Origin of the sequence: Burkholderia sp. B21-005, from assembly GCF_020843965.1 — a bacterium.
Taxonomy (GTDB): Bacteria; Pseudomonadota; Gammaproteobacteria; order Burkholderiales; family Burkholderiaceae; genus Burkholderia; species Burkholderia ambifaria.
Map to the genome: position 1 here is coordinate 275,196 of NZ_CP086302.1, position 20,444 is coordinate 295,639.

General features: G+C 63.8%; 16 protein-coding genes. 11 read left to right on the plus strand and 5 right to left on the minus strand.

Annotation, left to right across the window (positions count from 1 at the left end; translation table 11 throughout):
- Positions 1 to 12 precede the first annotated feature (12 nt).
- The gene (locus tag LMA02_RS17640; protein WP_229050598.1) at positions 13 to 2,982 is read left to right on the plus strand and encodes a response regulator; all 2,970 of its coding nucleotides are present in this window, start codon (positions 13 to 15) and stop codon (positions 2,980 to 2,982) included.
- A gap of 2 nt (positions 2,983 to 2,984) precedes the next feature.
- Positions 2,985 to 4,145, plus strand: coding sequence for a hybrid sensor histidine kinase/response regulator (locus LMA02_RS17645; protein ID WP_228908930.1), 1,161 nt, complete (start codon positions 2,985 to 2,987; stop codon positions 4,143 to 4,145).
- 253 nt (positions 4,146 to 4,398) lie between these two features.
- On the opposite strand, the gene LMA02_RS17650 is transcribed toward LMA02_RS17645, so the two are convergent.
- The 5 genes from LMA02_RS17650 to LMA02_RS17670 form a co-directional block, all read right to left on the minus strand.
- Positions 4,399 to 4,971: a PAS and helix-turn-helix domain-containing protein gene (locus LMA02_RS17650; protein WP_228910046.1), complete on the minus strand. Its 573-nt coding sequence runs from the start codon at positions 4,969 to 4,971 to the stop codon at positions 4,399 to 4,401.
- An 82-nt stretch (positions 4,972 to 5,053) separates the two neighbouring features.
- Positions 5,054 to 5,578: a DUF5943 domain-containing protein gene (locus LMA02_RS17655; protein WP_228908931.1), complete on the minus strand. Its 525-nt coding sequence runs from the start codon at positions 5,576 to 5,578 to the stop codon at positions 5,054 to 5,056.
- 25 nt (positions 5,579 to 5,603) lie between these two features.
- Complete coding sequence (locus LMA02_RS17660) at positions 5,604 to 6,575, minus strand: dipeptidase (protein WP_228908932.1); 972 nt, start codon at positions 6,573 to 6,575, stop codon at positions 5,604 to 5,606.
- A 39-nt stretch (positions 6,576 to 6,614) separates the two neighbouring features.
- A complete protein-coding gene (locus LMA02_RS17665) occupies positions 6,615 to 7,961 on the minus strand; it encodes an MFS transporter (protein WP_228908933.1) in 1,347 nt (448 codons plus the stop codon).
- Between the two features lie 457 nt (positions 7,962 to 8,418).
- A complete protein-coding gene (locus tag LMA02_RS17670) occupies positions 8,419 to 9,072 on the minus strand; it encodes a helix-turn-helix transcriptional regulator (RefSeq protein WP_228908934.1) in 654 nt (217 codons plus the stop codon).
- Positions 9,073 to 9,561: 489 nt separating this feature from the next.
- Here LMA02_RS17670 and LMA02_RS17675 point away from each other — a divergent pair, with 489 nt between their 5' ends.
- From LMA02_RS17675 to LMA02_RS17715, 9 genes are all read left to right on the plus strand, one after another.
- Positions 9,562 to 9,945 carry a DUF4902 domain-containing protein gene (locus LMA02_RS17675; RefSeq protein WP_228908935.1) on the plus strand — a complete coding sequence of 128 codons (384 nt, stop codon included), beginning with the start codon at positions 9,562 to 9,564 and terminating at the stop codon, positions 9,943 to 9,945.
- Positions 9,946 to 10,319: 374 nt separating this feature from the next.
- On the plus strand, positions 10,320 to 10,973 hold the full coding sequence (locus LMA02_RS17680) for an acyl-homoserine-lactone synthase (RefSeq protein ID WP_267478986.1): 654 nt from the start codon (positions 10,320 to 10,322) through the stop codon (positions 10,971 to 10,973).
- Positions 10,974 to 11,117: 144 nt separating this feature from the next.
- Positions 11,118 to 12,410, plus strand: a complete 1,293-nt coding sequence (gene fabF, locus LMA02_RS17685; RefSeq protein ID WP_228908937.1) for a beta-ketoacyl-ACP synthase II — start codon at positions 11,118 to 11,120, stop codon at positions 12,408 to 12,410.
- A gap of 163 nt (positions 12,411 to 12,573) precedes the next feature.
- Positions 12,574 to 13,959, plus strand: a complete 1,386-nt coding sequence (locus LMA02_RS17690; protein ID WP_228908938.1) for an NAD(P)/FAD-dependent oxidoreductase — start codon at positions 12,574 to 12,576, stop codon at positions 13,957 to 13,959.
- 112 nt (positions 13,960 to 14,071) lie between these two features.
- On the plus strand, positions 14,072 to 15,154 hold the full coding sequence (locus LMA02_RS17695) for a fatty acid desaturase family protein (RefSeq protein WP_228908939.1): 1,083 nt from the start codon (positions 14,072 to 14,074) through the stop codon (positions 15,152 to 15,154).
- A 41-nt stretch (positions 15,155 to 15,195) separates the two neighbouring features.
- Entirely contained in the window at positions 15,196 to 16,239 is a 1,044-nt protein-coding gene (locus LMA02_RS17700) for an aromatic ring-hydroxylating dioxygenase subunit alpha (RefSeq protein ID WP_228908940.1), read from the plus strand.
- A 44-nt stretch (positions 16,240 to 16,283) separates the two neighbouring features.
- Positions 16,284 to 17,111 (plus strand): hypothetical protein, encoded by an 828-nt coding sequence (locus LMA02_RS17705; RefSeq protein ID WP_228908941.1) that lies wholly within the window; start codon positions 16,284 to 16,286, stop codon positions 17,109 to 17,111.
- Positions 17,112 to 17,115: 4 nt separating this feature from the next.
- Positions 17,116 to 18,534 (plus strand): MFS transporter, encoded by a 1,419-nt coding sequence (locus LMA02_RS17710; protein WP_228908942.1) that lies wholly within the window; start codon positions 17,116 to 17,118, stop codon positions 18,532 to 18,534.
- 123 nt (positions 18,535 to 18,657) lie between these two features.
- Positions 18,658 to 20,412: a fatty acyl-AMP ligase gene (locus tag LMA02_RS17715; protein WP_228908943.1), complete on the plus strand. Its 1,755-nt coding sequence runs from the start codon at positions 18,658 to 18,660 to the stop codon at positions 20,410 to 20,412.
- Positions 20,413 to 20,444: the final 32 nt, after the last annotated feature.

Genomic DNA, 20,444 nt, shown 5'->3' on the forward strand with positions numbered 1-20,444 from the left:
CGGCCACACGCCATGACCAGCGCGAAAATCTTGATCGTCGAGGATGACCGCATCGTTGCACGCGATATCGCGCAACAGATGACCCGCGCGGGCTATGTCGTGATCGGCAGCGCGGGTAGCGGCGAAGAAGCGCTCGCGCTGGTCGACACGCTGCCCGCAGACAGCAAGCCGGATCTGGTGCTGATGGACGTGCGGCTCGAAGGCGAACTGGACGGCATCGACACCGCGCGGCGTATCCGCGAAGCGCGCGACATTCCCGTCGTGTTTCTCACCGCCTATGCGGACGAAGAGACGATCCGCCGCGCGACGGCAGCGGAACCGTACGGCTACGTGCTCAAGCCCTTCGACGACACGCAGTTGCGTACCGTCGTCGAAATGGCGCTTTACAAGCACAGCGCCGAGCGGCGTTTGCGCGAGAGCGAGCAGCGCTATGCGATCACGCTGTCGAGTATCGGCGACGGCGTGCTGTCGACCGATGTGGATGGCTTCGTCACCTTCGTCAATCTCGCCGGCGAAGCGCTGACGGGCTGGTCGCGCAGCGAAGCGACGGGACGGCGGCTATGCGAGGTTTTCCGTCTGCACGATGAGAACACGTGCGCGCTGATCGACGATCCGATGGCCGCCGTGCTGCAAACCGGGAGCGACGGCGGGCTGCCCGCGCGCGCCATTCTGCGCGCGCGCGGCGGCAGCGACCTGCCGGTCGAATGCACGGGCACGCCGATGACGGACGAACGCGGCGTGCGGCAGGGCATCGTGATTGTGTTTCGCGACGTGACGCAAAAGCGCCGCGCGCAGGAAGCGGAAATTCTTCGTGAGACCAATGCGCGACTCGAAATGGCGATGTACGGCTCGAATGTCGGCGTGTGGGAAATCGACATGCCCGAAGGCGATCACAAGCGCGGCTTCGCTCGCTATTCGAACATCTACGAGTGGCTCGGCTTCGACACGCCGCAAGCGCGCCTCGATTACGAAGCGTATATGAGCGTGCTGCATCCCGATCATCGCGACAGTACGGATTGCGCGGTCGCGTCGTTCCTCGAAAGCGGCGCAGGCTTGTTCGAACTGGAGAACCGGCTGCGGCATCGCGACGGCAGCGACCGCTGGGTGCTGGTGCGCGGCACCGCGCGCCGCGACGCGACGGGCAAGCCGGTGCGCTTCGTCGGCAGTCTGGTCGACATCACGCAACTGAAAATGACCGAGCAGGCGCTGCGCGCGAGCGAAGAGCGCTTTCGCGGCACCTTCGAAAACGCCGCGGTCGGCGTCGCGCATTGCGATCTTGATGGGCGCTTTCTGCGTGTGAATCATCGGTCGGGCGAGATCGTCGGCTGGCCGCGTGACGCGTTGCAACAGCGACGGCTGCACGAGCTAATTGATGATGATTTCAGCGTGGCGAGCATTGACCGGTTCCGCCTGCTGACGGAAGGCAAGCTCAAACATTATTCGGAGGAAGTGCCGCTTGTCAGGTTCGACGGGGAACGCGTGTGGGTAACGCTGTCGGTTGCGCTTCAGCACGACGCGTCAGGTCAGACGACCCACGTCATCGTGATCATTCAGGACATCTCCGCGCGCAAGGCGCTGGAAGACACGGTGCGCGTCGCGAAGGACGCGGCGGAAGCGGCCAGCCGCGCGAAGGACCAGTTCCTCGCCAACATCAGCCATGAACTGCGCACGCCGCTCAACGGCATTCTCGGCTATGCGCAGATACTGCAGCGTGACGCGCGGCTCGACACGCGCCAGCTGGCGAGCGTCGGTGTGATTGAGCAGAGCGGGCAGCATCTGCTGACGCTGATCAACGATATTCTCGACTTCGCGCGTCTGGGCGCTGGCAAGCTGGAACTGCAGGTCGGCGAAGTGTCGCTGCGCGGGTTTCTCGAGACGATCGCGGAAATCGTCGCGGTGCGCGCGCAGCAAAAGCGCCTCGTGCTGAACTATGTGGCCGCGCCGGATCTGCCTGCCGTGGTCCGTGTCGATGAGCGCCGGCTACGCCAGGTGCTGCTCAATCTGCTCGCGAATGCCGTCAAGTTCACCGACCACGGCGGGGTCACGCTGTCGGTCAGCCGAGGCGCGGAGGGGCGCCTGCGCTTCGAGGTGCGCGATACCGGTATCGGCGTGAGCGCCGACCGGCTGGAAGCGATCTTTCAACCGTTCGAACAGGCGGGCGATCACACGCGGCGCAGCGGCGGCGCCGGGCTGGGTCTCGCGATCAGCCGGCAACTCGTCCGCATGATGGGCGGCGAGATCGAAGTCACAAGTTCGGCCGGCGAGGGCAGCGTGTTTGGTTTTGAACTGGATGCGCCCGCGTCGGCGGCGGGGCTGGGCGAATGCGTACCGCGTCTTCAGGCGGGCAGCCTTGATGGCGCGCGCCGGGTCATTCTGGTGGTCGATGATGTCCCCGCGAACCGCACGCTTCTGGCGGAAGTGCTGGGACAGGCGGGCTTTCGTGTGATCGAAAGCAGCGATGGGCGGGATGCGCTCGACAAGGCTGCAGCGTGCGCGCCCGAACTGATCGTTCTCGACACGGTGATGCCCTTGATGGGCGGCATAGAAACGCTGCACCATCTGCGCCGTTCGCCAGCACTGGCAGCGACGCCCGTGATCGTCGTATCCGCCGACGCCTCCGAACAGAACGCACGCGCGAACATCGACGCGGGCGCAAACGTATTTCTCCAAAAGCCGCTCAATCTCGACCGCCTATTAGGCGCGATCGCAATGTTGCTCGGCCTGGTTACACAGCAGGGAGCCGACCCATCCTGCGAAGCTTGCCGGCCGATGATCATCCCGCCGCGCGAGGAAATGACGGCGCTGCACCGCTATGCGCTGCTCGGCTCGATGCGCGACATCAGCCGGCTCGCCGATCGTCTTGTGAGTTCGCATGAAAAGTATGAACCGTTCGCCGCGCGTTTGCGGCAACTTGCCATGACCTACGAATCGCAGGCCCTGCTTTCGTTGATCGAACATCATCTGAACAACGAAGGGAGTTGACGATGCGAGAGCACAACAAAGACGCGCCCGTCGTGCTCGTGGTCGACGACACGGCGGCGAATCTGGCGCTCGTCGTCGATACGCTGGAAGCCGAAGGGCTGAGCGTGGCCGTCGCGCGCGACGGCCACGAAGCGCTGCGCCGCGCCGAACTGGTCAAGCCCGACCTGATCCTGCTCGACGTGATGATGCCCGGTCTCGACGGTTTCCAGACCTGCCGCGCGCTCAAGGACAATCCCGTCACGCGGGATATCCCCGTGATTTTCATGACCTCGCTGACGCAGATCGAGGACAAGATCACGGGTTTCCGCGTCGGCGCGATGGACTTCGTGACCAAGCCGCTGCAAATGGAAGAAGTGGCCGTGCGCGTGCAGATGCATCTGAAGCTGCATGCATTGCAACGCTTGCAGCAGGAACAGAACGCGAGGCTCGAAGAAGAGATCAAGACGCGCGTCCAGGCGCAGGACGCGTTGATCGAAGTGCTGGACGGCGTTCGCAATGTGTCGAACGCGATTGCGCACGATCTGCGCACGCCGCTCACCGAACTGCGTTCGAGACTCGAGGTGCTGCTGCTCGGGCTGCGCAAGAAGGGCGACGAAGACACGCTGGGCCAGCTCGAAGTGGCGATGGCCGACGTGGACCGCGTGATCGGTATTTTCAATGCGCTGCTTCGTCTCGCCGAGATCGATGCGGGCGTGCGGCGCTCGGGTTTTGTCAAAAGCGACGTCGTGACTATCCTGTCGGATGCCGTCGAGTTCTATCAGCCCGTCGCGGAGTTGCGCGGCATTTCGCTGACGCTGTTGCTATGTTCGGAAAGGGAGGTGCTGGCCGACGTCGACCCGTTGCTGCTTGCGCAAGCGATTGGTAACCTGATCGACAACGCGCTGAAGTACGCGCAGGACAACGGCGAGGTCGAGGTGTCGCTGTGTGAGCGTGACGACCGTATCGACGTCACGGTGTCGGATGACGGACCCGGTATCCCGCTCGCCGAACGGTCCAAGGTGACAGAGCGGTTCTATCGCGGCGACCGAAGCCGGGGAACCCCTGGCGTCGGACTCGGGCTCGCGCTCGTCAAAGCGGTGGCGACGCTGCACCATGGTTTTTTGGAGTTCGCTGACAACGAGCCAGGCCTTGCTGCCACCATGACGATCCTCCGGTTCAGCTAGTTGGGAGCCACGGGGTTCAAGAGGGCCATTTCAGAAAATGCGTACCCCGCTGCGGTACAAGTGCCACCGGCAGGCTGCAACGTCGATCAGTTCAGTCGCTCCCGCGGACGTCTGCAAACCGACACATTGCTGACGTAGAAGCGAGCCTCGTCGAACGGCGGCGATGGGTCGGAAACCGACATCCGCGAAAATCTACAGCGCGTCTTTTTCGTTATGGCTCAGACGCAGCAGCTGCTTTTGACCCGCACGCACCTCACGCCAGCAAGCACGCGATCAGATCATGCGTCGTGCGCACCTCGTACTTCCGCAGCAAGCTCGCGCGATGGATGTCGACCGTGCGCGGGCTGATGTTTAGTTCCTTGCCGATCTCCTTGCTCGTCAGGCCGTGAACCAGGAATGCCGCGACGTCGCGCTCGCGATCGGTCAGCGTGCTCGTGACGTCGGGATGCTTTGCGCTCTCCGACAGGTCCGTGAAGGTCCAGACGGCCAGCTCGAAGGGCCGCTTCGAGTTGTATCCGAAGCCGCACACGGTGACCCAGAAATGGCTGCCGTCGACACGGCGCATGATGCGATCGTCGCTGAACCCGGCATGTTTCGCGAGCAGCGGCGCGAGGCGCCGGCCGGTCGTCGCGAAGTCCTTCTGCTGCGGATACAGCTTCGCGAACGACTGGTCGACGATGTCGTCACGGGTCGCCCGGAACAGCTGCAGCGCCTTCTCGTTGCACTCGACCATGATGCGCTCCCTGGCCACGATCGCCGCGACGGGCAGATGTCGGAAGAGATCTTCGTAATCGAGACGGGGCGTCGTGTCGGTCATGTTCGGCAGCTTGTCGACGGGCCCGAACCGCGTTCGGGCCAAGGCTATCGGGCAGGTTCGCTCCTGCCGGATTGTAGCGCTTGCCGAACACTCACCCGACTTGAAAGACGCAGCAATCGTGTCCTTCGCCCGCGCACTGGACTTCGGCCGAGTGCGCGCGCGGGCCCTTGCCCGCCGGGTCGGCCGCGGTGTCGTTGACCCAGTCCATCGCGCCGGCGAACCAGCCCGAAAACATGTAGCACAGCTTGCCGTGCTTGTCGGGCTGGGCGAGCACGAACGACGAATGGTGCAGATGGATGCGCGCATGTGACGTCGCCGGATCGGCTTCGACGAGGGTGAACAAGCCCCAGCCGCGCTGCGACAGCCGCTTCAGATAATGCTCGAACACGGCCATGCCGCTGATGCCGTGCTGCTTAGCTTCCTTGTCGCACCAGTGATAGGCCGACTTGTAGCCGGCCGTGTAGAGAATCGACGCATAGGCTTCGCGGCCGAGCGTCCCTTCGACAGCGACATGATTGTTCGTGAAGAAATGGCGCGGCACGTACAGCATCGGCAGCGCGTCGGTCGTCCAGACACCGGTATCCGGATCGACGTCGATGGGCAATTGCGGGTGCATGGCGGGTTCGTTGGTATTGGGCGATTCAACCGTTCCAGACTTCGCCGAATACCCGCAGCCAGTTTTCGCCCATCACCTTCTTGATGCGCGATTCGCTCCAGCCGGCGCGCTGCATCGCGGCCGTGAGGTTCGGGAATTCGCCGATCGTTCGGATACCTTGCGGATTGACGACCTTTCCGAAGTCCGTCAGACGACGATAGCGGCCCTTGTCGTGCGTGATCCAGTCGAAGAACTCGGTGCTGTAGCCCTGCGTGAAGTCCGTGCCGATACCGACCTTGTCCTCGCCGATCACGTCGATCACGTATTCGATCGCTTCGAGATAATCGTCGATGGTCGCGTCGGCGCCGCGCCGCAGGAACGGCATGAACATCGTGACGCCCACGAAGCCGTTGGCCTCCGCGATTTCGCGCAGTTGATCGTCCGTCTTGTTGCGCGGATGCTCTTTCAGGCCGGACGGACAGCAGTGAGAGTAGGTGACCGGCTTCGTCGAACAGGCGATCGCGTCGGACGACGTCTTCGCGCCGACGTGCGAGAGATCCACCATGATGCCGACCCGGTTCATCTCCTGAATCACTTCGCGGCCATAGCCGGACAATCCGCCGTCCGGCTCGTAGGAGCCCGTGCCGACGAGGTTCTGCGTGTTGTAGCAGAGCTGCACCACGTTCACGCCGAGTTCCTTGAACACTTCGATGTAGCCGAGGTTGTCCTCGAACGCATACGAGTTCTGGAAACCGAAGATGATGCCCGTCTTGTTCTCTTTCTTCGCGCGCAGGATGTCGTCCGTCGTGCGCACCAGCGTGAGGATTTCACTGTATTCGCGGATGTGCTGCTTCATTTCCGCGATGTTGTCGATCGTCTTCTGGAAGTCGTCCCACACGGAGACCGTGCAGTTGACGGCCGTGACGCCGCCCTTGCGCATGTCCTCGAACACGGAGCGCTCGAATTTCGAAATGTTCAGGCCATCGATGATGATGCTGGCGTCATGAAGGCTGGTCATCGTGTCGCTCCGTGCGTTGATGTTGTGCGGGACGGTCGCTCAAACGGCGCGTTCGACGCCGCGCTTGGCGGACTGGGCGGCTCTGCCGGTTGCCGGGCCGGCTTCCTCGAGTGCCGTCTTCGACGTTTCCGGCAGCGACAGACCGCCGATCATCGCGAAGATCGACACGGCGATCAGGTAGTACGCAGGCGACAGGTTGGTTCCGGTCGCGGAGATCAGCCACGTGGCGACGAGCGGGGCGGTGCCGCCGAAGATCGTGTAGGCGAGGTTGTAGGTGATCGCGGACGCCGTATAGCGGGTTTTCGTCGCGAACACTTCCGACATCAGCGGCGCCGTCACCACGCCGGAGAACACCGCACCGATCGCGAGCAGCGCGACGCCGAGCAGCGAGTGCGACAACACGCCCGAGCCGCCCAGCGAGAAGGCCGGATACACCGACACGATGATGAAGATGCCGGTCGTCGCGATCGTCGCGCGGCGACCGACGAGGTCGGAGAAGAGGCCGGCGACCGGGCACAGTGCCGCGGCGAACAGGAGGGCCAGCACCGTCACGAGGAGCGACGTGCCGCGCGACAGGTGCCCGGCCACTTGCAGGTAAGTCGCGAAATACGTCGTGAACGTGTAGAAGGACAGCGCCGTCACGGACACGAACGCACCGAGCTTCAGGATATTCCTCGACTGCGAATGCAGCGTTTCCATCAGCGGGGCATGCGCAATGTCGTGCTTGCCTTCGAGCGCCTGGAACGCGGGCGTTTCATTCAGGTTGACACGCAGGTAGACGCCGATGAGGCCGACCGGTGCCGCGATCAGGAACGGCACGCGCCAGCCCCACTCGATCATCGCCTGCGACGACAGCGACGACTCGAGCAGATAGGCGACCACCGCCGCGCAAGCGAATGACGAGAAGGTCGATACCGGCACGAAGCTGCCGAAGAACGCGCGGCGGCGGCGCGGCGCATGTTCCATCACGTACGCGCATGCGCCGGCGTATTCGCCGCCGGCGGAAAAGCCCTGCACGCAGCGAATGATCGTGAGCAGCAACGGCGCCCAGTAGCCGATGCTCGCGTAGGTCGGCAGCAGGCCGATCAACGTCGTCGAGCCGGCCATCAGCAGGATCGTCAGCGCGAGCGTGCGCTTGCGGCCGATCCGGTCGCCGATGACGCCGAAGACGAGGCCGCCGAGCGGGCGGAATGCGAAGGCCACCGCGAAGACGGCGAACGTCTTCAGGAGTCCGATCGTCGGGTCGCCGCTCGGAAAGAATTCGCGTGTCAGGATGGTGGCGAGAAAGCCGTATGCGGCGAAATCGAACCATTCGACGAAATTGCCGATCGACGCTGCAGCGATCACGCGTCGTAACGTTCTGGTGTCGACGTCCTGGGTGGTCATGGTCGTGTCCTCTTCGTGTGTGGCGCTTTGGGTCGCGTCGAAACCCATGGTAGGGAGGACAATTACCTAGGTCTATACGTGTCAATTACCTAGGTAATCGGGGGCGGGGCGGGGCTGACGGGCGATCGGCCCGACTGTCGGATGGGCGTCTGGAATCGAGCAAAAACCCGCGCGCGCGTTCGGGCACCAGGCAAAAAGCCGCGCCCGCAGCGTGGCGAAAGACAAGCGCGAGCCGGCTGCGGGTTCAGGTAGGGGCGGGTGGCAGGCTTGGCAAACGCCAAGCCTGAATCGTCAGAGGAATGACGCCGGCCATTGCGTCATCGCAGCGAGGCGAACGGTCGCCTGGCCGCACGGCGCGAGTATGGGGCTGACGCCATGTGCCGGTGCGCCTCTGGGGGCGACGAGCGAACCTAGGAACGGCGGAAAGGTTCGTACAGGGTCGATGAAGAGAACATCGTCAGAATAAAAGTCCCAGCATCGCCGCCTTGACCGCGGCTTCGGTCTTGTTGGTCGCGTTCAACTTGCGCATTGCATTGACGAGGTGAAATTTGACGGTGCGGTCGTCGACATGCATGATTTTGCCGATCTCGGCATAGGTTTTCCCCGCGGCAGACCATCGCAGCGTCTCGCGCTCGCGAGCAGTCAACTCGACGGCATATTCGGGCACGAACTGCGCCAGCAGATGCATGCTCATCGCATAGTTGGCCATGTTCGCGAGCCATGACATCTGGTAGCCCTTTTCCGCGAGCTCGCGCTCGTCGATCGGCTCGCCCGATCGCACCATGGTCACGAGTCCGATCGCCCCGGTGCGGCTGATGGACGGCATGCACCAGCCGTGGCGCAAGCCATGGTGTTCCGCCTCGTCCCAGAACTCGACGCTCTGTGTCTGGCTATCGGCGCGCCAGATCAACGGGCTCATCTGACTGAGCCCATGCCGAACCGTCGGGTCGACGGCAAAATAGTTCTGGCTCACATAGCGGTCGACCCACGTCTGCGGATAGTTGGACTGCAGCATGAACTGCGGCTTGCTGACCGGCAGCGGAACGCGCAGACCGAACGAACAGTACTCGAATCCAAGTGCTCGCACGTCAGCCGTGAACTCCCGAAACACGTCGGTCTCGGATTTTGCCGTAGCGTATCCATTCAGATACTTCTCTCTCCAGGCATGCATATCATTCCCTTGCGGTCAATCTTGCCCACGAAGGCGGGCTATATCGTGTGGTTGGTGCGTTGACCGGTTTTTTCAACAAATTATTCAAGAGGGAGGCTCATTGTTTCAAGTATCGAGTGACAAGCATGGTGTTGTGCGCGAATTTTCTGCGTGATGGCGGATTCAGAGGGGATCCGCGCTCGATATTGATTGCTCCAGTTATGGGGTTTGCATGTGGGCATGGCGACTTGTACATCCTGATAATGCGGTGGCATTGTTGGGATGATCTGTAATAATCGTAAATAATATGCACATGATCGCGCCGGTTATCACGAATCACAACGCGGGCGCGCTACAAGCGTTGCAATGGCCTTCGCCTAGCCGATAGCCGCGAATCTTGCCAAACTATGCGGCAGCGATTTTAACAGGTGCCACGTCGAGAGAACGGACATGCCAGAAAAACTGAACGATGGATACGTACGATTGACCTTGCCGGCGTTTTACGCGCTGCGCTTCCGCCAGCATATGTGTCAGCAAGCCCCGAACGTGTTGCATGACTTGTGGGGCGAGGGCATTAGCGCCGTCAATGCCGGCTACTACGAACTGATCTGCACCGAAACGCGACCGACGGCGAGCGTCGGTTGCGTATGGCATGTGGCTGTGGGCCAGTCCGACGTGAGGGTCGGGAAGGACGACGTCAGCAGCAACGTGATACTCCTCAACATGAACGGTGACGATTATGGAGCGCGATACAGCCAGGAATTGATCCAGAGCTGGCTGTGCTCGGGAGTGCGTCAGCGCGAACTTGAATCGGCCATCTTCGCAGGTCACTGATTTTGTTTTCAATGCATAGGGTTATCTTGCATGAAACCCTATGCTTCGCGGCACCATTTATGCCGCTCCGCCCCCGATTTCCGTCGATCCTCGTGATCCGTGTGGCAATGGTGCGATGACAGCCACGGTCATCCATGCCGTGACGCGGCCCTCCGATAATCAAGTGCGCTCCGGCCGGTTTTTCCGACCGGCTCGCGTAGTACTCGCCCGTTGAATTCCACCCCCGTTTGCACGGCGTAATGTCCCAGCGCATTCGCCGCGAAGAATCTCGCCCGAACGCCTGACCCTGCCCATTCGGGCAGCTTTTTTGACTTGGCAATTTCGGGTCCAATTCGCGCTAACAATTCTGAGATAAGAGAGAGAGGGCATTTACGATGCTGACTTTATTGTCGGGAAGAAGCGCTGATTTGAGTCGCGAGACGATGAATCGACTTGCGGAGTTTCGGCATAAGGTCTTCATACAGGAACTCGGTTGGTCATTACCCACCGGCGACGGCATCGAATTTGACGACTTCGATCACGCGGACACCCTCTATGTGGTCGCTTGCGACCGCAACGGCGAAATCGTCGGATGCGGTCGGCTGCTGCCGACCGATGAGCCTTATCTGCTCGGTGAGGTGTTTCCGGATTTGATGGGCGGCGCATCCCTTCCCTGTGCGCGCAACGTGTGGGAACTGTCCCGCTTCGCGATGAGCATGCCGCGCGGCGAGTCGCTGAGCGCGGAAGAGTCGTGGCAAAACACGCGCGCCCTGATGTCCGAAATCGTCCGTGTCGCGCATGCACATGGCGCCGACCGTCTCATTGCCTTCTCCGTGCTCGGCAACGAACGGCTGCTGAAGCGGATGGGCGTCAACGTGCATCGCGCTGCTCCGCCGCAAATGATCGACGGCAAGCCGACCTTGCCGTTCTGGATCGAGATCGATGAGCAAACGCGCGCGGCGCTGAACCTCGACGCGCTGGAGCACAGCGTGCCGTTCAACCTGTCGCGCGCCCTGCCTATGTCGCACGCGTTCGGACAAGCGGTGTGAACGCTCGATGCGCACGCACCGGGAAGCACTGCGGTCCGCCGCAGCCGTGCCCCGGTGCAATGAATTATCTGAAAGGGTGTGCCTGAAGATGAACAGTTTTAACGACGTGGCTCGGCTGATCCCGGCCCGAAGGGGGAAGGTGAAATGACGCTTCGAGTGGTAGTAACCGGTATTGGCATCGTGTCCCCATTGGGTTGCGGTAAGGAATTGGTGTGGCAGCGCTTGATCGGAGGCGGCTCCGGGCTGCGCCGGCTCGGCGACGACATCGTCGGTGAACTGCCCGCCAAGGTCGGCGGGACCGTACAGGGCAAGACCGACGATCCCGACGGCGGGTTCGATCCGGAGCTTTCGGTGCCGAACAAGGAACTGAGGAAGATGGATCGCTTCATCCAGATGGCGATGGTCGCCGCGGACGAGGCGCTCGCTGAAGCCGGATGGGCACCGCAAACCGAGCATCAGCGCGAGCGCACCGCTACGGTCGTCGCATCGGGCATCGGTGGATTTCCCGGTCTGGCGGAGGCGGTGAGAATTGGCGAGACGCGTGGCGTGCGGCGGTTGTCGCCGTTCACCATTCCGTTCTTTCTGTCGAATCTGGCGGCTGGCCAGATTTCGATCAAGCACCAGTTTCGCGGGCCTCTCGGCTGTCCCGTGACTGCCTGTGCGGCGAGTGTGCAGGCAATCGGCGATGCGATGCGCCTGATCCAGAACGGCGAGGCCGATGTCGTGCTGGCCGGCGGCGCTGAAGCGGCCTTCGACAAGGTCAGCCTGGGCGGATTCGCGGCGGCGCGCGCGCTGTCGACCGGTTTCGGCGATCAGCCGACCCGGGCCTCGCGCCCGTTCGACCGCGCCCGTGACGGCTTCGTCATGGGCGAAGGGGCCGCGATGCTGGTGGTCGAGTCGCTGGACCATGCCATCGCACGCGGCGCCAGCCCGATCGCGGAAATCATCGGGTACGGAACCACGGCGGACGCCTATCACATGACCGCCGGACCCGACGACGGATCCGGCGCCATGCGGGCGATGAAGCTGGCGCTGGCCATGGGCGACGTCGCCCCGGAACAGGTGGGCTACGTCAACGCGCATGCGACTTCGACGCCAGTCGGCGACTCCGGAGAAATCGAGGCGCTGAAAACCGTCTTCGGCGTGGGTGCCGGCCCGGCGATTTCCTCGACCAAGTCGGCCACCGGGCATTTGCTTGGGGCGGCGGGCGCCATCGAAGCGGCGTTTTCCATTCTCGCGCTGCGCGATGGCGTGATGCCCGGCACGCTGAATCTCGAGCACCCCGACGAAGCTGCCGCCGGCCTGGATCTGATCGGGCCTTCCGCACGGCACGTTCCCATCGAGATCGCACTGTCGAACGGGTTCGGGTTTGGCGGCGTCAATGCATCGGTGCTGTTCAAACGGTATCCGCCGGATAGCTCAGCCTCGGCGCATTGAACGCAGACGCTCGCAGTCCGCGTGCCATTCGCCATTTAGAAAGGATTGCGAAGCGTCGGTAATCGGCGCTACGTCGCGGTCCGCGTACGCCCCCGCCATTCGATGGCGAGGGCGCGTCACGTGCAATCCGGGTTCCAGTCGTCATCCAAAGGGAAAACTTTCCGTGTTAGACACCCTCATCGTGGGCGCCCGCTGCGCGGGCGCCACACTTGCGATTCATCTGGCGCGCGCCGGCAAGCGCGTTCTGGCGATCGACGCGGGCAATCTCCCGAGCGACCAGCCATTGTCCACCCACTGGATTTCACCGTACGGCATGGCGCTGCTGGACGAACTGTCTCTGGGTGACAAGGTGCGCAGCTTCGCGCCGCCGGTGCCCAGCATGATGTATGGCGTCGACGAGGTGACCGGCCGCATCGAGTATCCGGTCGGCGGACGTTGCTCCTGCCCGCGACGCATGGATCTCGATGCGCTCCTGCTGGAGGAGGCGCGTACCTCGGGGGCCGAGGTCCGTACGCGGACCAAGCTGGTCGGCCTGCTGCGCGACGGCGGGCGGGTGACGGGCGCCGTGGTCGAACAGGGCGGAACCCGTGAAGAAATTCGGGCGCGGGTCGTGGTGGGCGCGGACGGTCCGCACTCGACCACGGCGGAACTCGTGGATGCCGACGAGTATCACGACTACGACTGCCCCCGTGCGATTTACTGGGCCTACTGGCCGCGGCCGGACTGGTTCGACGACGATCCACGCTATCAGGGTGGCGCGATGAACTGCCTCTTCGGCGACGATATCGTCTTCGTCTTTCCGACCAACCGCGATCTGTTGCTGATCGGGGTGGCTTTTTCGAAAACGCAGTTGCCGGAGTGGAAAGGGCGCGTGCTCGAAAAGCTCACGGAGACGCTGAGCGCCAACCGTCACACGGCTCCGCTGATTACCGGGGCGCCGGCGAGCAAGGTGCTCGGCGCGTTGAAGCTGCGCTTTTTCTTCCGTCAGGCAGCGGGGCCGGGCTGGGCCCTGGTCGGCGATGCGGGCCTGTTCATGGATCCGTCCCCCGGCTTTGGGATTACCGATGCGCTGCGCGATGCACGCGCGCTCGGTCGGTCGATTGTCGAGGGCGGTGATGATGCGCTGGTGCGCTACTGGCGTCAGCGCGACGCGACCTCGATCGACCTGTTCGAATACTCGCGTAGTCGCGGCGCCCTCGACCACAACAACCCGCTCAGCCGGATCCTGTACGGCAAGCTGGCGGCCGATCCGGTGCTGCAGGCACGCTTGCTCGCTTCGCAGAATCGCGAGTGCTCGCCGTTTGCGGTATTCGATCGGAGCGATATCAAGCAATGGGCAGACGAGGCCGTTGCGCGCGGCGAGACGGGCGTGATCCAGCCTTTGATCGACATGTCCAGGCGAGGCGAGGCGATCCGCGCCGAGATGGCGTTGCGCCAGCGTCTGGCCGAGGAAGCCCGTTCCAGCCGGCCGCAAGCGTCCGAGCCTGACGAGATCGAATCGTTCGCCGTCGGCAGCGATCACGACGTTCGCGTAAAGGAGTCCATATGAGCGCGGAATACCGGTGCGTGGTCGTTGCGGCCACGCGATTTCAAGCCACGGCCACGGCGGGGCACGTTCGCCACTCGCCGGCCCTGCGTCGCGTAACTCGAGGAGAGACGCTTTGACCATCGAAGTCACGCTGGACAGTGAGCTCGCACTCTCGCGGCTCAAGCTGCCACGACACTTCCACCGAATCAGTTCCGTCGCCACGATCCTCTATCTGGCGCACGCGCTCGCATTCTTCCTGATCCCGGCCGCCGTGGCGTTCGCCGTCGTCGATATCCCGGCGTCGACGCCCACACGTATTGCCATGGCGATCGTCCTGGGCGTGATCGGCGGGCACGGCATGCACCTGCTGACCTTCGTCGGGCACGAGGGGATGCACACGAACCTGCATCGCAACAAGTACGTGAGCGCCGCGCTCGCGCTCATTTGCTCGTCGCTGGTGCCCGGCTTCCTGATCGTCGGCTTCAGCATGACGCACTGGAAGCACCATCGCTTCACCGGTCAGGACATCGACCCGGATGTCCAGATCTATTCGCAGTACCGCACCTTCTGGTCGCGCTTCTTTCTCGCGCGCTCAACGGGCGTGCGGATCTACCTGAAGAACGCCATGCGCATGGCGGCGGGGCTGCCCTGGCCGGAGAACACCCGGTTGCCGTTCAGCCAGCGCGAAATGCGCTGGATCTCGCGGCTCAATGTTGCGTTGAACCTGTGCGCGGTGACGACCTACGGGTTCATCTGGCATCGCTCGTTGTGGCTCGGTTTCACGGTCATGCTGATTCCGTATATCGGGGTGTACGTGTTCAGCACGATCCGCGCCTACATCGAGCATACGGATACCGTGCCGGGGCGATATCGCGACAGCCGCAGCTACACGTCGCCGATCTATACCGCGCTGTTCTTCGGCAGCAATTACCACCTCGAACACCACCAGTATCCGGCCGTCCCGTGTTATCGGCTGCCCGCGCTCCACGCGTACCTGGCGTCGCACGGGCTGTTCGAGGGGACCGGCGCGCAGGTCGAGCCGTCCTTCCTTGGGGCGTTGCGTTATACGACGGGTCGCTTCCAGTACCCCTGCGTCAACCTGCAGTCCGCGACGGACGAATTCCTCGAGCGGATGGCAGACGGTCGTCTCGATCGCGACGCGGCCACGGCCGACGCTCGGGACGGCGACGCGCTGGTCGCCGTCGCGCGCAAGTAGAAACGATCCGGTAGGCACATGCCAGCCTGAACTCGGGTCCGGTGTGCCACAACGCCACCCCTGTAGCAAAGAGAGGAATCATGTTTATCCAGAATGCGTGGTACGCAGCAGCACTTTCCGACGAAGTTCAGCGGGAGCCTTTTGCACGGACGATCCTGAATCAGAAGATCGTCATGTACCGTACGTTGGCGAACCAGGTCGTCGCCCTCGAGGACCGATGCCCGCACCGGCAGGTTCCGTTGTCCCGCGGGCGCGTTGTCGGTGACGATCTCCAGTGCTGGTACCACGGGCTCCGGTACGACTGCTCCGGCGCGTGCGTCAGTATTCCGAGCCAGACCACGATCCCGAAGGGCGCGCGCGCGCGGGTGTTCCCCGCCGTCGAGAAATACGGCTTCATCTGGGTGTGGACCGGCGAGCCGGACCAGGCCGACGAAGCGACGATCCCGAACCATTGGGTCTGTTCGGCGCCCGAACTCGCCGGGAAGATGAGCTATTGCACCATCGCGTGCAGCTACTTGTTCGGCATCGACAACATCCTCGACATCTCGCACGCCGCGTTCGTGCATGCGAAGACGCTGGGTTCGCTCGACATCGTCGAGACGCCGCCCGAAATCGTGATCAACGACGATGAAGTCCGCGTGCGCCGGTACCTGCGCCGCGAGAAGACGCCGCCGCTCTATACCCATATCCTGAAGCTCGACTACATCGACCGCTTCCAGGAGGTCGTGTACTGGCCCATCGGCAACACGCGGGTCGAAACGCGGGCGCACGCCTGCGACGATGCCAGCGGCCAGGTCTACCACGTCTATACGACGACGATCTTCACGCCCGCCACGGACACCACCACGCATGTCTTCGTGGGCATGCACCGCGATTTCGACATCGACAACGAACGGTTTACCGAGTTCACCGCGAAGGAAGTGTTCGCCACCGTCATGGAGGACAAGGACGTCGCGGAGAGCCTGCAGGCGAACTGGAGCCCCACGGCGCCGATGATCGACATCCAGCTCGATCGACCGGCGTTTGCCGCGCGGCGGATATTGGAGCGCATGGGCGCGAGCGCGTCCATTCGAGCAGCCGTATGACGCACGCAGCGGACGTATCGACGATCACCGGGAAGGAAACGACGATGAATCACCAAGGACGCGCCGGTCTCTATGTCGGCGAGTTGCTGCGCGAGCTCGACACATCGGCGCAGGACGAGGTCAGTTTGCGGCATCCGATGACGTTCGGAGAAATCGTTGGTCGCGACCAGGTCGAGCGCCTCGCGGCTGCCGCCGACGGCATCTTCTCCGAGGTCGAGCCGACACACGCGTGGAGCGGCGCCGATATCGGCGGGCGCGAATGGCACGGCCGCTTCCAGGACCGTCAGATTCGCGGCGTGACGGTGGCGCGCCGGTTCGGCACGCGCATCCAGGTCGACATCTTCCTCGGCTCGTTTCCCGCGCCGGTGCGCCGGGCGCTGTATGACGCGAGCCGGGATCTCGTCGACGCCAACGTGTGGACGCTGCCGCCGGGGATCGATACCGCGTTACCGCCGGTACCCGACGATGAAGTGCTGGACGCCAAGTTGCCGTTCGGCATCACCGACGAGATGTTTCTGACCAGTCCGGTGGCGTGCAAGCCGATTCGCGGCAGCGCCGATGTCGGACGCGTTTGCGGCCACTCGATCGCGGTCTACGGGGGGCGTGCGAGCGGCCCGCGTCTGTCGGCCGGCGCGACGACGCTGAGCCTCTGGACAGGGGAGGTCGGCGGGCTGCCGCTGGAAGTGGCGAACGTCATTCACTGGGAAGATGCCCAGAACGTGAAGGGCATGGCAATGGCGATGCGCCCGTGGCCGGTCGTGGCGCTGTTTCAAGCGCGGATGCGGGCGCGCACGCTGTCGTTTCTCGACGCGTCGTATTTCGAATCCGAATCGGGCGACGGCGTGCCGCCGCTTCAGCCGCGCGAGGTATAAGGATATGAACGGACCCAGCGTGCTCACTCCGCAGGCGCAGTCGAACGCCGTTTCGCCGTGGCCGGTTTTCTGGATCGCCAGTGTGGCGGTGTTCCTCGTCTCGATCGACGTCACCGTGCTCTACGCGGCGTTTCCCGCGTTGCGATTGGCGTTTCCCGATGCGCACCCGACCGGCCTGTCGTGGGTGCTGAACGCGTACACGCTGGTGTTCGCCGCGTTGCTCGTGCCGGCCGGCCGCCTCGCCGACCTGCGCGGGCGCAAGCGCACATTCCTGCTTGGTCTCGCGATGTTCCTGGCGGGATCCTTCGGCTGTGGCATCGCCACGCGTGTCGAGATGCTCTGGGCGATGCGCGCCGTGCAGGGAGCCGGCGCGGCGCTGTTGTTGCCCGCCTCGCTGTCGATCCTGCTGGCGGCGTTCCCCGTCAACAAACGGGCGATCGCCGTGAGCTTGTGGGGCGCGGTCAGCGGGGTGGCCGGTGCGTTGGGGCCGAGTCTCGGCTCGTTCCTGGTCGATCGCTTCGGCTGGCCGTCAGCCTTCTTTCTCAACCTGCCGCTCGGGGCGATCGCGTTCTGGCGCGGGTGGCGCATTCTCGACGAGTCGCGTGATCCCGAGCGGGGCGCGCCGCTCGATCTCATTGGCGTCGTGTTGCTGATCCTCGGCGTTGGCGCGATCGCTTTCGGTTTGGTGCAGTCGGAGGCGGTCGGCTGGACTTCCCCCGAGGTGGCGGTGGCGATCGCCGGTGGGCTGGTCATGCTGGCCGCGTTCGTTGCATGGGCACGCACGGCACGCGCCCCGGCCATCGATCTCTCGCTGTTCCAGGATCGGACTTACTGCTACATCAATCTGGCTTCGCTGTGCTTCGCGATCGGCTTCGCCATGATGTTTTTCCAGACGTTCCTGTTTACCACCGGTGTCTGGTCGTATTCGCTGACGCGTGCGGGATTGGCTGGCAGCCCGGGGCCGCTGCTCGTCGTCCCCACGGCGATCGTGTGCGGACGGTTCGCGGCGCGCGCGGGGCACCGGCTTTTGCTGGTGACCGGGAGCCTGATCTCCACGGCGGCAAGCGTGTGGTTCGCGTTGGTGCCCGGCGTCACTCCCGACTATGTGCACGCGTGGCTGCCGGGGGCGCTGCTGACCGGACTCGGGGTGGGGATGGTCATGCCTGCGCTGTCGGCCGCCGCCGTCGCGCATCTGCCGCCGGCCCGCTTCGGCGTGGGCTCGGCCGTGAACCAGGCGATACGCCAGATGGGATCGGTGTTCGGCGTGGCGCTGACGGTCGCGATAACCGGCAACGCGATAGGGCACCTCGCTGAATTCCGCACCCTGTGTTACCTGCAGATCGCGCTCGGTCTGGCCACCGCGATCCTGTGCGCGCCGGTGGATACGCGACCGCGAGCGCTGGCACCCGCGACGGCGCATTGATGGCCGCGTGTCGGCCAGCGCCGGTTGGCGCATGAAGCTTTCACCAAAACAAAACAACACTAATTATCCGAGGGTCTCACGATGGCCGGTAGCATTCCCCCCTCCACCCTGACGGCGGAGCGCATGACCTCGTCTCTGCTCGACATTCTTCGAGAGCGGGCCGAGCAAACGCCTGAGCGGATCGCATTCCATTTTCTTCGCGACGGCGAGGATGATGTCGTGAGCTGGTCGTACGGGCAGTTCGCCGCCGCTGCTGTCCACGTGCGCGACAGGGTGCTGCAGCACTCGCTGCACGAACGGCGCGTATTGCTGCTGCTCGAACCGGGCCTGAGCTACGTCGCGGCGTTGTTCGGCATCCTGCTCGCGGGCGCCACCGCGGTGCCTTCGTTTCCGCCTGCCGGTTCTCGCGCGGTGGCACGCTTCACGTCGATCTGTCGCGACGCCCATCCTGACGTGGTCATTGCCGGCAAGCTTCACCGCTCGCTGCAACCGCAGCTCGACGCGCTCTACGGCGACCAGCGCGCGGCGCCCGCCTTGCTGACGATCGACGAAGATGCCTTCGACGATAGCGAAGTATCGGTACATGACGTTCGGAACCTGCTGGAGCAGCACGTCGACCTGGATCGGCCGGCGCTGCTCCAGTACACGTCGGGATCGACGGGCGAGCCCAAGGGGGTGATCGTCACGCACGAGAATCTCGTCAGCAACTGCGCGGTGATCGCCGAGCGGCTCGGCCCCGATCCGGATCGCGTCGGCTGCACTTGGTTGCCGCCGTATCACGACATGGGGCTGATGGGCGCGCTGCTGCTCGCGGTGTACAGCGGCTTTCCGCTCGTGATTCTGTCGCCGCAGCATTTCGTCCAGCGTCCTTATCGCTGGCTCAAGGCGATCACCGACTACCGCGTGACCACGAGCGTCGCACCGAATTTCGCGTTCGACCTGTGCGTCGACAACATCAGAGAAGAAGAAGCCGCCACGCTCGATCTAAGCGCGTTGCAGCACGTCTTCTGCGGCGCGGAGCCCGTGAGCCACACGACGCTCGAGCGTTTCTTCGCGCGCTTCGGCCGGCACGGCTTCGAGCGCCGCGCCGTGGTTCCCTGCTACGGAATGGCGGAGGCGACGCTCTATGTATCGGGCAAGGTGGGCCTTTCGCCGGTCTCGCTGCTCGAGGTCGACAAAGAGGCGCTCGTTCGCGGCCTGTGCAAGCCGCACGACCCGGAACTCGACGTGCACGGACGCGCCACGCTGGTTGGGTGCGGGCCCGCGGCAGCCGGCCATCGGCTGCTGATTGTCGATCCGGCGACGAAGCGCGTGCTGCCGGAGCGCACCGTCGGCGAGATCTGGTTTAGTGGTCCGAACGTTGCAGATGGATATCTGAATCGTGCGGACAGCGACGACATCTTCGCCGCGACGATTGCCGGCGCAGACGACGGCGGTGATCCGACGCACTACCTGCGCACGGGCGACCTCGGCTTCCTGAACGGCGGCGAGCTGTTCGTGACGGGCCGCATCAAGGACGTCGTGATTGTCGCCGGGCGCAATCTCTATCCGACCGACATCGAGGGATCGGTGCAATCGGCGCACGACGCGATTCGCACCAACGGCGTAGTGGCTTTTTCGATCGACGGCGGGCAAGGGGAGTCGCTCGTCATCGTGGCGGAACTCAAACGCTCGCGCCGTCCGAGTGCCGAGCAGATGAGCGAGGTGCGAGCCGCGATCACGTTGGCGGTCACGCGCGACCACGGGGTCTCGCCGGCGGTGGTGCACCTCGGCCCGACTGGTGCGATTCCGCTCACGACGAGCGGCAAGGTGCGTCGGCAAGCGTGCAAGCAAGCGTTCCAGCAAGGCAGCTTGAGCGCACTCGAGACGCGCGCATAAGCGGTTCGCACGAACCGCATCCCTGATTTTCA